Consider the following 15,119-nt stretch of genomic DNA (forward strand, 5'->3'; position numbering starts at 1 on the left):
AACTTATGTATGATGTGGCCCACATGAGTCAACTGTGTCTACTTTACTCTTCATATGACTTATGATAAAGAAATTCTTTGGCAGGACGTAATTTATTATGATGAACATTACGAGTGTAGCTTAAATGGGGATGGAGAGGAGGCTTTTGATCGATGGAAGGGAGATCAGCTTGTGTATAGCAAAAATATACGTAACGGATCAGATGAGTTCGGCTGACATACTCTCCATGGTCGCTTTTACAGCATTAGCCGGGGGAGGTGACATTGAACACGCATATGGGGTGGGGTAATCGAAGAAGATGGTGACTGAGTCATAGATGGATTCAAAACTGTCAGCGTTGCTAAGGATTCTCTAGATTCATTCGATATGTTTGGTGTCATAGATTTGGGAGTGCTTGTTTATAGATTAATTATTCTTACTTGAGATATTCATCAGAGATGAAGGTTATTCTTTATATTGATTAATCAAATTGCCGTCTGGGAGTGATATGCCTTTTTTTTCTTCAACCTTCTCCATTATACGAGCAACTACTTTATCCAGCTCTTTTTTTGTTTCGTGTTCCCAAAAACGCATAACGACCCAGCCGTTATTTAAGTAATATTGGTTAATTTCATAATCTCGTTCAATATTACGATTAATCTTTTTTTCCCAATATTCCCGGTTATTCTTTGGCATGATGAAATGTTGGGGGCAGGCATGAAAAAAACAAGAATCTAGAAAAACAACGAGTTTGTACTTTTTTATGGCTATGTCCGGTTTACCAGGAAGATCATGGACATTTTTTCGATATCTCAGCCCTTGTTTCCACAACTCATGAAGAACCCGCTGTTCCATTTTAGTGCCCGTGGAACGAATGTTCTGCATATTTTTTCTTCTGTCATCGGGTGATAAATTATCCATAAAGACACCGCCTTAGCTGCCATACCCTAAATATTATCTGATATTAATATGGGCCAGATCCGATCTAATTATAACAAAAATGCTCTTCATATATGAGAATTGCACTTTAAGATGATTAAAGAGTTAAAGATCCATCGTCTACGGATTTAGCAAAAGATCAATATCCCATATTATGCTGATTGATTCGTATTTCATACCAGCGTATGTTTATAAAGGCCTCATCTATCATGCTTATACCTTCCCAGAGGAGACCAATCCGATTTGCTGTTTTCCAATATATAATCATTCGGAAACGTCTGCAGACGCGCCTGTTTCCGATTTGTTTAGGCTCTATTTCCTCATCCTTATTCCTTTTAGTCATTGACTAGAATCCTGTCATTTCCTGTTCATCGGTAGTGAAGTACCCTAATTGATGTAAATTGAATAGATGTCCGTGTTCAATTATGCTAAGTGGGGGTGGATCTTGTTGGTATTCCTGAATGATTGGTTATATCGTAACTCCCATTCTATACGATATTCACAGGTCTTTTGTATTTGTTGTTGCATTTCATATTACAATCCGCCAATTATAATTAGAATAGTTGATATTCAATGAAAAAGTAGGGGGACTCCTCCTAAATTAAACTGCAGTTCTTTGGTGAAAAGTTCTTATCATTTTAGCTTGCATGATATGATGTAGGATAACCAACTATATTAGAAAAGGGTGAACATTATTTTGGATAGACAACAAGTGATCTTAGTAGTAGATGACGAAGAACGGATTCGACGCCTTCTCCGAATGTATTTAGAACGAGAAGGTTTTGTTGTAGAGGAGGCAGGTGATGGTAATACTGCAATTCAAAAGGCTATTGAGTCTGATTATGACTTGATCCTCCTAGATATTATGTTGCCAGGATTAGATGGAATGAATGTTTGTGCTGGAATTCGTAAAATGAAGTCGACTCCTATAATTATGCTAACTGCTAAAGGTGAAGAAGGAAATCGGATACATGGATTCGAACTAGGTGCTGATGATTATGTGGTAAAACCCTTTAGTCCTAGAGAGATTATTTATAGGGTTAAGGCTATTTTACGCCGTTCATCAGTGACTGCTTACTTAACAGAAAATACTAGTAGTATTATTGTATTTCCTAATCTTTGTATCGAACATGAAGCTCGTCGTGTTACAGCAGATAAGCAAGAAGTACATTTAACTCCCAAAGAATATGATCTGCTTCATTATTTAGCTTTGACGCCTGATAAGGTATTTTCTCGTGAGGAGTTACTTAAAGAAGTTTGGCATTATGAGTTTTTTGGAGATCTTAGGACGGTGGATACGCATGTAAAGAGGCTTCGAGAGAAATTATCGAAAGTTTCATTGCCAGCTGCTACGATGATTACTACGGTATGGGGCGTAGGTTATAAAATTGAACATCCTAAATAATTACGAATAAATCCGCAGATTCCTTAATCTGCGGATTATTTTTTGTCATGATAGTTCTAGTAAGTTCAGTTATATTAACAACGACTTTTTTGGTCATCTTAAGAATCACCTTTCGAGCAATATCTTACAACGTCATTCGAACTTGTTCGAAGAACCCAGCCTCTTGGCTTGCAATTCAGCCAGCTTTTTTAACTGTTCCAGTGCATAATCTTGAAAGTCTGGTTGTAACTCTCTAAATATAGCAATGGCTTCTTCAAACTTCTTATTATAACGATTTGCGTCTATAAACATCTCGCCTTCACCTGTCTGCAGCCACTGTTCATTGACAGAGTACAGTTCGCAAATGTGTTTAAATAATAGTTCTTTCGGTTGAACGCGATTATATTCCAAATTACTGATGACATCTCTGCTAACGCCTAGTTTTTCCCCGAACTCTCTTTGAGACAACCCCAAGTGTTCTCTCACGGCTTTGATTCTATCGTGCAACACGAGTTACCTCCTTTATGATGATGCATTTACTTTACAACACAGAAAATATGAAGTCAACACAAGTTGGTTGGCAATAAAGTGTTGACAACTCTAAAAATCAATGATAATCTGTGCTTATAACACAAATTATGAAAGTGGGTTGATGTAATGACACAACCACAAATACAGGTGAAAAAAATTGATGAGTTAAAGGCTGTGTTTTCAACACTTGACGAAGTTACACAAGAGTATGCTCTTACGCTACTTCAGACATTGCGATTTGCACAATCCAAGTGCTATAACGCTAGAAGAGAAGACGTGAAGAGTCAGAAGAGCTAGTGTTTAAAATTGAGAAGATTAATAGAAAACTGGGGTGATAGCTATGCAAGATCTCCTTACCAAATACGAAGAAGCCATCCAAGAAGAGAACATACTGATTCAAAGGATCGGACTTTGCAAAGAAATCATTAACGTTATTCTAGAGTATATCTCCAATAAGGCAGATGCTATTCATTTGCCTACTGCAGAGGACATTGTTACTGTCATCCATACGATGGGGCAGGATCTCGATACAGAGCTGCTTCATTTGCAGCTAGAAATGGGTGTTCTCGAGCGGAAGATAAAAAGCTTAAGGGAACAGAATGAATGCTTCTAAATGAGATGTACCTCGAAGAGATATAAATTCACTTCAATCGATTTCCCTTTTTTGTATCCAGTCATCATCCCGAATATAATAAAGTCATAGTTGAAAAATTGGCTCAATAGAGGAGGAATCACCTATGACACATGGTCCGAATCCGAATGCGATCTATCCGAACGAGGCGATCAAGAGCGTCTGCTTTATCAAAAATGTAGTCACGCGTCCGAACATTCAAGTAGGGGAGTATACATATTACGACGATCCGAATGGTCCTGAACGGTTCGAAGAGCGCGTCACGCATCACTATGAGTTCCTCGGCGATAAGCTGATCATCGGGAAGTTCTGTGCGATCGCGAAGGGTGTAGAGTTCGTGATGAATGGCGCGAATCATCGGATGAACTCTGCCAGCACGTATCCGTTCAATATTATGGGCGGTGGATGGGAGAAGACCACGCCAACGCTGGATCAGCTGCCATTCAAAGGGGATACAGTCGTAGGGAATGACGTGTGGATCGGGCAAAACGTAACCGTGATGCCGGGCGTACATATCGGGGATGGGGCGATCATTGCTGCGAATTCGGTAGTGGCAAAGGATGTGCCTGCATACCATATCGCCGGCGGCAATCCTTGCAAAGTTATCCGCAAGCGATTTGATGACGAGACGATTGATTGTCTGCTACAGCTACGCTGGTGGGACTGGCCTGCTGAGAAGCTATTCGCGAATCTGGAGAAGCTGTGCAGCCCTGATCTGGAGCAAGTCAAAGCGTTGTTACGAGATGGCCAATGAACCTGGTATCATCATGATCAGTTCCTCATCAAACAAGGCGAGCATTCTCCTGTTGATCCCAGGGAAACGCTCGCCAGAGAAACCTCCGACAGCAGGTCTTGGCCTGCGCATCGGAGGTTTTGTATATCGCATCTATTCAATACCGTTGAAACAAGCTATGGATTGGCATTAACTAAGATCTTAGCACCGGCCCAGTCTGCATGGTCATAATTGTTATTGTCGCCGCCTTTCGTGACGACGAGCTTAAGCATTTTGGCTCCGGTGATATCGACATCGACATGCTGTACCGGTGAACTGCTATACAATTCGCCGCTGTCATAGATCTTATTCCCATCGGCCCAAACTTGGAATACGACAGAACCATTGTCTCCAACTTCATCATCAATACCTACGTCAGCAATAAATTTGGCGAATTTGCCGCCAATGTAATAGGTGATGGCAGAATCTGCATGCGTTCCAAGTCCTTTCTCATACGTTGTGCCATCGATGGTGATTGGTTGCCCATCCCCTGAACCGGACTCTCCATTGCTCCGATCTCGCTCAACAGGTCCCCAGCCGTTCGCTGCTTCAAGCCAATTCATATCGCTAAGATAGGTATCCGTTGCCGGCGGAGCTGCATACACTTTGATCTGGCTTGCTGCCTGCTTTTCTCCCTGTTCATTACCTCGATAATTAAAATCTGCCTTGGCATGGATGTCGTATACTCCCGTTGTCGCACCGCTCGACACGGTCATATCCCACGTCGTCGTAATGGACTTTCCTGGAGGAAGATTGTGAAATGTGATCGGCGAAGTCGCATTCACGACCCATCCGTTAGGCGTCTGTAACTGGATTGCGATCCTCTGAAGCGCTATTTTGCCGTTATTTGTAAATGTCATCGTGACCTGGCCGGATTGACCTGCTTCAACAGTAGGATCTGACGTTATCGTAAGATTCGTTGTCGGCTGGGCCATATTCGGCGTGCCGGGTTGGACTTTGAACATGGCTGCCCCATGGGACGGCACATCGGCGCTAATGATGTTCGTTGCTGCGCTTTCACTGTGCTCCCACAGGTCGCGTACGATATATACAGGAGCCTTCTTCAAGCCGAGCTCATCGATGTTCAAACTCATGGTTGTCGATGACTGGCTCCGGTTAAAGAACAATACGGCCTTGTCTCCGTTAGATAATGGTTTTACCCATACTTCATAGTCTCCGTCGTCACGTATTTTACTTCCCTGTACACCTGCCGGGTCCTGGTCAATGGCAATGACTTCTTTGTTCAGTAGGATCTTCTTCGTCGCATCCGACATGGCTGTAATATCGTTGCCTGCGATGAGAGGCGATGCCATGATGCTCCACAAGCTGAAATGCGCACGGTACTCCGTATCCGTCATCCCGCCGTTGCCAACCTCCAGCATATCCGGATCATTCCAGTGTCCCGGTCCTGCATACTGGGCAAGTACGGAATTTTCGTCCAATAAGGTTGTCATGCTGTTCCACGTATCGGTAATATCGCCGGTTGTACGCCAGAGGTGTCCTACCGACGGACCCCATAGCCAGGGCTTATTGGCTCCCCATTCACAAATACTGAATATGATTTGGCGTCCTGTCGCTACGAGTGCATCTCTCATGGCTCCGTATTGTTGTTCCGAGATCTTGGAGCCATCCTCCGGGTTGTAGAACTTGATCGTATTTTCACCTTGCTTTAAAGCAACTTGAATTGGATAAGCAGCCGTAGTACCCCAACCTCCTGAAGAAGGTAAGCTGTATTTTTGTCCCGCACCGCCGTTCGCGCTGACGTACAGATTTCTGTTGGCGTCCCCATTCATATAGTAAATGGTTACTGTATAATTGCCTGCCGCAGGTGCATTAATTTTATTGATAATTAATTCACCAGAGTTATTGCCGATATATCCGACCTTCGTGCCGACTATTTTGGCGTTTCCGACAAGCGTATTGTCAGGCGATTCCGCTTCATATGTCTTGGTGTTCTTTCCATCGGATATAACGATCTTATCTAGATCTGGCGCATAGGTAGATGGTCTCTCATTATAGCAGAAGTCATATTTTAAATAGTCTACTTCCCATTCCGCGAATTTTGCGGCGTCTCTTTTCTCATTACCTTGGCTCGCCGGTAGACCCATACAGGTCTTCGTACCGTTAGAGGAGTAAATCCCAAGCTTTAAGCCTTTACTGTGAACATAATCCGCAACCCCCTTGATTCCGTCGGGGAACCTAGTAGGGTCGGGCACGAGGTCGCCGTTCGCATCCCTGGATCCGGTCATCCAGTTATCATCGATGTTGATATACTGATAACCTGCATCCTTCATGCCGTTCTCTACCATAGCGTCTGCCATGGCCATTATCTTCCATTGATCTATATTGCCGCCAAACTTGTTCCAGCTGTTCCATCCCATAGGGGGAGTAAGGGCAAGTCCATCATCTAGTGCATATGCCGTTGGTGTCAGCTTGCTCATGACGCCTGTCTGGATCCATAGGGCACATACCAGTGCAATGGATAACAATAACACTTTGAACCTACGCATACGATTACCTCCAAAATGATTTAGTTCTTTATATCTGATAACGTGTATGTAATGATTCTCTGAGTTATCACCAGCCTTCCATTTTAATGGAGATAGCTTACTATGTTTAGGGAACGCCATCATTTACATAATATGTAAACGCCTATTTGTGTATGCGGCAAATCTTTGCTGCCGGTATGAAACCTGTCGTAATAGGAGTGTTAGAATGGATAATACGGTTAACAATCAACTATGCACATTGTTTCTGCGTAGTGGAAGTTCCGAGGAAGGAAGAGAGGTTGTATTTGGCATCAAGGTTGATTTTTATAATATCAGTAGATTTAGGTGTTGATGAAAAGATTGGGAAGAGATGATATATTATCAGCAATTGAAGTTGAGAGACTCCTACGTCCAGACTACGGGATGCAGGCGATTCGCAAAGCTAATAATTTTATGCGATCCTTGAGAAGATAAAAAATGATATTCATAAAATATTAGGTTTAATAAAAGAGGGGGGGGTACACGTTATGCCAAAAAACGATAATATGCTGGCCATTCTATGGATGCTGAATTCGGGCGTAAAAATGACTGCAAAACAAATATCCGAAAAGTTAGAAATAAATATTAGGACGGTTTATCGGTATATTGATGCACTATGTGCCAGTGGAGTGCCTATAATATCCGACGCAGGTCATAATGGCGGGTATAGCTTGCTGAATAATTTTATCAGAGCACCTCTGCTATTTGATATGGAAGAAAAAAAGGCACTCCTTCATGCTGCTGTTTTTGCAAAAGAAGCCGGATACCCTTTGAGTGAGGCATTAGGCCATGCGACATCAAAGTTGAAAATGTATTCGAATCAGGAGCAGGAAAGTATACTTAGCCGTCATTTAGCCGGATTTGAAGTTATTAACCGCAGGGGAGACCCTTCTGTTCAGCCGGTATTGGCGGAATTGGAGCAGGCTGTAGCACACGAATTCTCTGTAGAAATTGATTATCGCACAAGCCGTGAAGAACAACCCAAGAATAGGGTGATAGACCCCTATGGAATGGTTAACTGGAACAATAAATGGTATACGGTTGCATTTTGCCATCTAAGGCAGGAGATCCGCAGCTTTCGGGCAGAACGGATTCTACAAATCAAGCGTACTCAAATCCTATTTAAGCGTCCCGAAGCTTTTTCGGCCCGTGAATTTTTTATGCGAAATCTGTTACCCGATTTAGCGGGCAAGGACGGGTTGATTTCTTTAATTATCGGAGGCAGGTCAGAGGCATTGGATGACTTATGCCTGCATTGGTTTTTGGGGCATCATCTGAAAGAGCGGACATCCAATCAAGCCATCTTTTTACTTGAGGAACAATCAATGCATACCTATGTCCCTCATTTTCTCCTATCCTACGGGAAATCTATTCAAGTCATCGAACCACAGAGTTTGAAGGAAAAACTTGTTGCAGTTGCTTCGGAGTTAATGGAATATTATCAACTTTAATAACTTCACTGACAGCAGATGTCAGTGAAGTTTTTTTATAATGATGATGATCATTGATTACCGATGGATGGTAGCACTTGATGAATTGTAAAATAAGGAGAACTTGCAAATGAATCATACGGTATATCTTTATGTGTTTGACACTATGGCAGACTGGGAAATAGGTTATTTAACGGCCGAACTGAACTCGGGAAGATATTATAAAACGGGGATGGCCCCATCAAAAATAGTTACCGTGGGAATTGAAAAAACTCCTGTAACTACAATGGGCGGGTTGAAAATACTGCCTGACATCCAACTGGATGAGTGCAGCATTGAAAACACAGATGCATTGATTTTACCCGGAGGAGAGACATGGACAGAAACCATTCACCAACCCATCTTAAAAATCGCGCAAAGGTGTTTACAGGAAGATATATTGGTTGCAGCGATTTGCGGCGCTACAATGGCACTTGCCCAGACAGGATTGCTGAATTCACGTTGGCATACAAGCAATGATCTGGAATACCTTAAAATGATCTGTCCCACGTACACGGGCGAAAAGTATTACAAAATGGAGTCTGCAGTAACGGATGGAAAATTGATCACTGCATCTGGAATAGCTCCGTTGGAATTTTCTGTACACGTCTTGAAAGCTCTGGGTGCGTTTTCTTCAGAAACATTAGATGCCTGGTATAGTCTTAATAAGACTCATGAATCCAAGTATTTCTATGAGTTGATGAATTCAATCCAATGAAGGTATAAGCATAAAATTGATAGGTTATGATCATTTAAAGGAGGAGTAAAAATGACTGAAAGCAGAGAATATATGGGAGTGTCAGGTAAATATACAAAGAATGGAACACCCAACGGCTGTACATCTATTACCCCATTTATAACAGTGAAGAATCCTTCTGAAGCAATAGAGTTCTATAAAACTGTTTTCAATGCAAGGGTTAAGGATATTACTGAATATCCTGATGGAAATGGCAATAAAATAATTGTTCATGCGGAATTAGATTTTGGAAATGGTTTTTTGCAGCTGGGGGCAGCGAATCCGGCATATAAATTGGTCTTGCCGCCAGATGAAGACAATGCGTGTTATTCTTTAGGAATTTACGTAATTCATGTTGATCAGGTAATTGAAAATGCGGTAGCAAGAGGAGCAAAAGTAAGGGAACCGGTTGTAAACTTTGTTTCAGGTGATCGATTCGGAAGTATATTGGATCCTTTTGGAGTAAGATGGTCTATTATGACTAGGATTGAGGATTTGTCAGAAGAAGAAAGTAGTCGGAGGGTCGCTGAATGGGCCAAAAGCTTTAGTCGAGAATAAATGCAATAACTGTTTTAATAAAAAACGTTAAAGTGACAATTTGCTGAAATGATGTAATAGAAATGCTGGTGCCAAATAGTTGGCGAAAATAGAAACTTCAAAATTTTGAGGTTGAAAAAGCAATCTTTCGAAAATATACCGTGTCGCCAAGGGGCTACCAGCTTCATACGGCATCATTATCACCGCCACAAGGCATGTGGAGTGTTGCTCACTATTGGTGAAGCAGGATACTTAAATAAGGGATGTATTGGCGGAAATAGTAAAGAGGGGCGGCGAACCCCTCTTTTTGTTATTAAGTCCGTTATGGTACTATTCTTATTCTTGAACTAAAATACTAAAAAATTCAAGGAATAGGGAGCATCACTTTCAATAACGAACGGATGTTGTACTTGCACGCCTACCACGCTCCAAATCTTGTTCTTTGGAAATGCTGTATAATGATTACGTATAACAATTATATTATGGAGGAATATATCAAATGCCAGACATAATTGAAGAGCTTAAGAAAATGTCTCAAAAAAAGGGATTTGAAAATAAAACTGATTTTCAACAGTTGCTGGAAAAATGCAAGACCATAGCGTTGTCAAGTGAAGATGTTGAATTTTTAACAGAACTATATTCTTTAGCAAAAAATTTGTACATTCGTAACACAATAATGATGTCACTTGTGTTTTGTGAGTATATTGATTTAAAGGATTTTTTCTTCAAAGCCTTTAAAAAAGAACGCTATCTAGATATGAGATTGACTGCAATCCGAGGATACGCGAATTATGCCACTGAAAAAGAAGTAGAGAAACTGATGTCTAAGTTCATAGAAATTCTGATGAAGCGTCCTGAAAATACACCATATAACTATCAAGAATATGAGTTGATTCGTTCTGCTTTTGGGTTACCGTATTTAGTAAATAGATTTGGATACGCTTGTTTTATTCAGGCATATGCACAAGAAGAACAACAATACAATGCAATGCCAGATGCTTTCAAAGGACATTTTACGATAGATGAAAAAGGAGATTCTGTCCAACTTCGGTCATCAGAAGAAACCAAGAAAATGATTGATGAATTTTGGGGCAGAGTATAAGCATTTTCTAATTAATTCATTATGTGTAAGGAGGAAAGAGAATTGAATCCGAAGAGAATATTGCTTACAAAACCGAGCAAAAATTATAAACAATATATTCATTTGATGATCACGGAGACTTCGTCAGATCTACATATTTTGAATATCGTGAAAGGCCGGTTAACATTACGTAAAAAAACCACTAATGCGGTGTATCAACAATATCCAATGGAAGAAGCGCTCTATCAGCTTGAGCAGTTGTCTCTGGAATACCAAGCGAAAGGATATATCGAAGAGCCTGAATCGATTCTAGATGCAATTATGATTCCTGAGGATCGTGTATTAGATAAAGCGAAGTGGCACTATGAAGGGGATTTCCCGGAGGATTTAACAAAAGATGCTGCTTACACCGCTACGGGCATGTTCATCACTTGGTTAATTAAAAATAATTGGTTTTCAGAGGAAATAGAGCAGCAGTTCGCTACTGAAATAGAGAAAGTAAAGAAGAAGCAACTTACGGGTGCTGAATTCTATCGAAAATGTCTGGATGGCGTGTTTTCAACCCAAGAACTTGCAGATGAGATTAAACCATTCGTGAATGAATATTTGAATATTCAAAAGGACATTTATGCAGCCGAAGACTATGTCCATACCTTTCAAGGAGTTGGACTTACATTTTACCATGTTGCTAATACATGGGAAAATTATGACTTGATTGAACCTGTAATTGAACAACGTTTTAAAGAATTTCATTCAGTATATGAGTAATGTATATTTCATATAGGGATGAAGCGAGGGGATGAAGGAATGGATATGCAAACGACAAGACAACGTATCCTGATAGAAGCAGAAAAACAGTTTATAGCGCTGGGGATCGCAAATGCCCAAATGAAAGATATTGCATCGGCCGTCAACATCAATAGGAGAACACTGTATCGTTATTTCCCCACGAAAGATGAATTAGCCTTCGAAATTGAAATCCTGGTGATGAAACAAATACAGGACTATCTTACGCTGGATATCGGGGATACGACCGGCAAAACGGGTTTTGAAAAAGTAAAAGCGTACTTCTTTCAGGTTGATCTGGATAAAGTCAAAGAACAGATTAAATTCACTGCCGAGTTCGACAGGTATTTTCAGGAGAGTTATCCGAATCCAGAGCTGGAACAATCGTTTATTGAAGCTTTAAACCCCGATCTGGACCCGCTGTTTCATTATATTCGCGAAGGGGTGACAGATGGCTCCATACGTAACGATCTGACGGTCGAAGAGCTGTACCACTTTATTAGCCACAGCTTTATTTCGCTCTTCCAACGTCTAATTCTGAGAGAGAACCACTTGAAAAATGAATACTGCGATAAAATTGATTTTGGCAAATCTTTTCGGGATATTGTGTTAAGTGGAATAAAGCGCACATGAATACCGGAGTTTATCAACTGCGGTTTCATGTGCGCGGCATCGGCGGTTATTCGATAGCTATGGCGTTAGAACGATCCTTACAACGCCGCAATAGGGAGTAGCCCAGAAACCTCCGAATACGGATTCATCGCCATTTCGGGTGCGAGTGGGTACGAACTCGCCTGTCTCTGTCAGATAGCCTTCCTCCACGGAAAGATAGTCCACGGGGGTTTGTACTAACGACATTTTCAAAGCATCCAACCATCCAGGTCCTGACCCAGGAACCATAAAGAGATGGAAGTTGCCGGCCAAGTAAAATTCTTGCGGTCCAGCTTCAATGATAAGCCCGTGTTTAGGTCGTCCTTCAATCAACTTAGGATTACGGGCATGTCTATGATCCTTGTTCTCGCTCGCTGGGCCCATATTGATAAAAGGCACTGCTCCGATGTATTGTTCGAATTCAAAACTCTGGTTCATTTGATAATCCTCTTCTACGACGGCATGAACTTTGCCTGTACCTCGATACTTCTGAATCAACGGCAATAAACTCATTACGCTGCGGAAGCTCTCGGCGAATAATACGGCATCTTCCAGCAGATTTCCTTCCATATCCAGGATGCTGTCTACGCCAAAACAAAAATAACCGATCGCGTTGTAGTCAGCCAAAGCCCGGAGCATATTTCTCGCATTAAGCCCGTCTGGGCTGGATTCCGGAACAAATAAAGGATTGCCTTGCCGGAGATAGTCTTCGCAAATAATCCTGTAGTCGCTATAATTTACAGAGTAAATATCCGGTGCGATCAGATCCAAATGAGGCGTCGCAAACTTCCAAATGTCTAACGTGCTCCTTACAGGCCCGCCGGCAGGATAGAATCCCGGAATCGGCCAACCCGGAAAAGAGAGCCAAGCATTGGTATACATAGGAAGGTTATATACCGCGCGGCCTTCTGCGGCGATATGATCGATATATTTGGCAATAGACCAAGCTGTGCAGAACTCCCCGCCCGAGACGCCAAAAACTTCCTCCCAACTCCCTTGTTCTTTAGAACCGTTCTTCTGAAACGCTTTCCAGACATTCCCTTCTCCAAGGCCCTTCACATGTTCGAGAAGTTCGGAGGGTACAGCCCCGGATAGTGCGGCATTTGCCTCAGGTCCATAATCTCTGTCACATCCAAGAATGCCCGGTTCATTCTCTACTTGCACCGCAATAACCGTCTCCGTCTTGCTATCCTTTTCTTTCAGATAGCCCATCAATGCTCGGAACGCTCTTGCATCCGCCTGAAGCGCTTCTTCGCAAAAAGACGAAAGTATATTCATAGGGACGCCGTCGCTGCGAAGCACCCTGAAAAATCGCTGTTTGTCTGTCTTGATCCAGCCGGGACAATAACGCATCTCGCCATTCTTCCAGGTTGCAAACCATAATACGATAAGGTGCAAGTCATTCTTCCGGCACTCCTCGAGCAGCATATCTACCGAAGAAAAATCAAATTGGCCCTCTATCGGCTCCACTTGTTCCCAATAGACCGGAGCTTCCAACGTATTGCCTCCCAATGCCTTGACACCAGCAATAGCAGATGCCAATTCTTCCGCCGTATAGGCGCTGGAGTTTTTGGACTGGCCTCCCATCGGCATGAATGGTTTTCCCTTTACTGTAAACATACAATCCTCTCCTGTTCTTATATTGAAATGGGGTAAATATGAATTTCAACTTACGCGTGGTGAGTCGGTTCTTGAGCTTCCAAATTCCCTATCGGGTGATGACTTGCGCTGATTTTGTTCTCATCGTATTTAAGAAAAGCGATTAAGGATAAGAGGGAGACAAGGGCAGCTATGACGACGGATATTCGGATCCCGGAATCATCATGAACCGAATTCCCGATTGCCAATATGGTGGGTAAGATGATAACGGATAAAGCGGTTCCAAATTTCGTTAGAAACGAGCGTACGCCAAAGTACAGCGCTTCTTTGTTTTCTCCGCTTGAAGTGGCGTCATATACGGCGCAATCCGCAACGATGGCATTCGGCAATATGCCTGATATAGCCGCGGTAACCGCAGAGAGAAGTACGATGGGAATCAACTGTAAAAATCCGTCAAACGGAAACATCCCCATAAGCGAGATATAGATGAAAGAAACGATAAGAGAAGCGAACGATACGATCATTAACTTCTTCTTGCCATAACTTTTACTTAATCGATTGATGAGCGGATATAGCAGGAACGAGAGTACGCCGACGGCAGCTACAATCAGCCCGACATGCGTTTCCTTCTGCCGAGCGAGCACCGTAATGTAGTAAACAAGGGATGATTGGAAGAAACTGTTCGTGAACCAATACCCCAGCTCGCTCATTAAGAAGAATCTGAAATCTCGATTTTGAAATATTGCTTTAACGGATGCTTTGATGTCCAAGCTTGTCGCGGTAGTGGAACCATACAGATTCTCATCAATCGTATAGGCCGGTATGAGCATAAGAATCAGTGCAATGGCTGCTAGTCCTGCAAAGGTCCACTGAATCGAAGCGGTTTTTGAAATTCCGAAGACCGTCATGACGGTCTCCCAAATATTGGGGGCGAACGTTGCGATAATCAGGCCCAGAAACCAGGTAACCGAGATATACGTCGACAGATCGATTCGGTCTTCCGTGCTGCGGCCCAATTCACTTAGAAGGGCAGTGTATGGTATCACATAACAAGTAAATGCAACAAAGTATAGAGGCAGAAGGATGAGAAGCCATAAGGAATTGATGGTATGAATGCCGTTTTGAAAAGGAACGAAAAATATGCACACGAGCAAAATGGCGCAAGGCAGCGCGCTTCGTCTCATAAACGGCGTTCGTCTCCCAAGGCGGTGCTTGGTTCTATCGCTCATGTTCGCAATCCACAGGTCGGTCACTGCATTGATCAACGTAGAGATTCCCATGATGACGCCAATAATCGTAACGCCCATAAACACACTGCCTTGCGGGATCACCACATGAATGCCGGATTCTACTGGCGGCAAATAAAAATAGATGAGCCATGTTCCCATGATTCCGGCCAAAATCGACCAGCCTAACTGCCCAAGCGAGTAGAACACCCTGATCCTTCTTGGCAATGTGACCATTGAAGCCCTCCTTTGCTATTGTTTTTCACTTGC

The 15,119-nt window shown here is 42.4% G+C and carries 15 protein-coding genes; 10 read left to right on the forward strand and 5 right to left on the reverse strand.

Going from position 1 to position 15,119, the window contains the following annotated elements:
• Window positions 1–444: 444 nt before the first annotated feature.
• A complete protein-coding gene (locus C558_RS0122165; protein WP_018758499.1) occupies window positions 445–900 on the reverse strand; it encodes a very short patch repair endonuclease in 456 nt (151 codons plus the stop codon).
• Window positions 901–1,615: 715 nt separating this feature from the next.
• On the opposite strand from C558_RS0122165, the gene C558_RS0122175 reads away from it, so the two are divergent.
• Window positions 1,616–2,323, forward strand: a complete 708-nt coding sequence (locus tag C558_RS0122175) for a response regulator transcription factor (RefSeq protein WP_018758501.1) — start codon at window positions 1,616–1,618, stop codon at window positions 2,321–2,323.
• Window positions 2,324–2,455: 132 nt separating this feature from the next.
• Here the strand turns inward: C558_RS0122175 and C558_RS0122185 are convergent, their stop codons facing one another.
• Window positions 2,456–2,812 (reverse strand): helix-turn-helix domain-containing protein, encoded by a 357-nt coding sequence (locus tag C558_RS0122185; protein WP_245583858.1) that lies wholly within the window; start codon window positions 2,810–2,812, stop codon window positions 2,456–2,458.
• A 147-nt stretch (window positions 2,813–2,959) separates the two neighbouring features.
• Here C558_RS0122185 and C558_RS33940 point away from each other — a divergent pair, with 147 nt between their 5' ends.
• The 3 genes from C558_RS33940 (at window position 2,960) to C558_RS0122205 (ending at window position 4,218) form a co-directional block, all read left to right on the forward strand.
• Window positions 2,960–3,130 (forward strand): hypothetical protein, encoded by a 171-nt coding sequence (locus tag C558_RS33940; protein ID WP_018758504.1) that lies wholly within the window; start codon window positions 2,960–2,962, stop codon window positions 3,128–3,130.
• A 43-nt stretch (window positions 3,131–3,173) separates the two neighbouring features.
• The gene (locus tag C558_RS0122195; protein ID WP_018758505.1) at window positions 3,174–3,446 is read left to right on the forward strand and encodes a hypothetical protein; all 273 of its coding nucleotides are present in this window, start codon (window positions 3,174–3,176) and stop codon (window positions 3,444–3,446) included.
• 124 nt (window positions 3,447–3,570) lie between these two features.
• On the forward strand, window positions 3,571–4,218 hold the full coding sequence (locus tag C558_RS0122205) for a Vat family streptogramin A O-acetyltransferase (protein WP_018758507.1): 648 nt from the start codon (window positions 3,571–3,573) through the stop codon (window positions 4,216–4,218).
• 155 nt (window positions 4,219–4,373) lie between these two features.
• Here the strand turns inward: C558_RS0122205 and C558_RS34335 are convergent, their stop codons facing one another.
• Window positions 4,374–6,746 carry an NPCBM/NEW2 domain-containing protein gene (locus C558_RS34335; protein ID WP_018758509.1) on the reverse strand — a complete coding sequence of 791 codons (2,373 nt, stop codon included), beginning with the start codon at window positions 6,744–6,746 and terminating at the stop codon, window positions 4,374–4,376.
• 506 nt (window positions 6,747–7,252) lie between these two features.
• Here C558_RS34335 and C558_RS0122220 point away from each other — a divergent pair.
• From C558_RS0122220 to C558_RS0122245, 6 genes are all read left to right on the forward strand, one after another.
• On the forward strand, window positions 7,253–8,215 hold the full coding sequence (locus C558_RS0122220) for a helix-turn-helix transcriptional regulator (RefSeq protein WP_018758510.1): 963 nt from the start codon (window positions 7,253–7,255) through the stop codon (window positions 8,213–8,215).
• A gap of 109 nt (window positions 8,216–8,324) precedes the next feature.
• On the forward strand, window positions 8,325–8,951 hold the full coding sequence (locus C558_RS0122225; RefSeq protein WP_018758511.1) for a type 1 glutamine amidotransferase family protein: 627 nt from the start codon (window positions 8,325–8,327) through the stop codon (window positions 8,949–8,951).
• Between the two features lie 51 nt (window positions 8,952–9,002).
• Window positions 9,003–9,527, forward strand: coding sequence for a VOC family protein (locus C558_RS0122230; protein ID WP_018758512.1), 525 nt, complete (start codon window positions 9,003–9,005; stop codon window positions 9,525–9,527).
• A 478-nt stretch (window positions 9,528–10,005) separates the two neighbouring features.
• Window positions 10,006–10,608, forward strand: coding sequence for a hypothetical protein (locus C558_RS0122235; protein ID WP_018758513.1), 603 nt, complete (start codon window positions 10,006–10,008; stop codon window positions 10,606–10,608).
• 42 nt (window positions 10,609–10,650) lie between these two features.
• Window positions 10,651–11,355: a DUF7832 domain-containing protein gene (locus C558_RS0122240; RefSeq protein WP_018758514.1), complete on the forward strand. Its 705-nt coding sequence runs from the start codon at window positions 10,651–10,653 to the stop codon at window positions 11,353–11,355.
• A gap of 39 nt (window positions 11,356–11,394) precedes the next feature.
• A complete protein-coding gene (locus C558_RS0122245) occupies window positions 11,395–12,006 on the forward strand; it encodes a TetR/AcrR family transcriptional regulator (RefSeq protein WP_018758515.1) in 612 nt (203 codons plus the stop codon).
• Between the two features lie 57 nt (window positions 12,007–12,063).
• On the opposite strand, the gene C558_RS31680 is transcribed toward C558_RS0122245, so the two are convergent.
• Window positions 12,064–13,644: a DUF5597 domain-containing protein gene (locus C558_RS31680; protein WP_018758516.1), complete on the reverse strand. Its 1,581-nt coding sequence runs from the start codon at window positions 13,642–13,644 to the stop codon at window positions 12,064–12,066.
• A 50-nt stretch (window positions 13,645–13,694) separates the two neighbouring features.
• On the reverse strand, window positions 13,695–15,086 hold the full coding sequence (locus tag C558_RS31685) for an MFS transporter (RefSeq protein WP_018758517.1): 1,392 nt from the start codon (window positions 15,084–15,086) through the stop codon (window positions 13,695–13,697).
• Window positions 15,087–15,119: the final 33 nt, after the last annotated feature.

Origin of the sequence: Paenibacillus terrigena DSM 21567, from assembly GCF_000374845.1 — a bacterium.
In the GTDB taxonomy this organism is placed as follows: domain Bacteria; phylum Bacillota; class Bacilli; order Paenibacillales; family Paenibacillaceae; genus Paenibacillus_K; species Paenibacillus_K terrigena.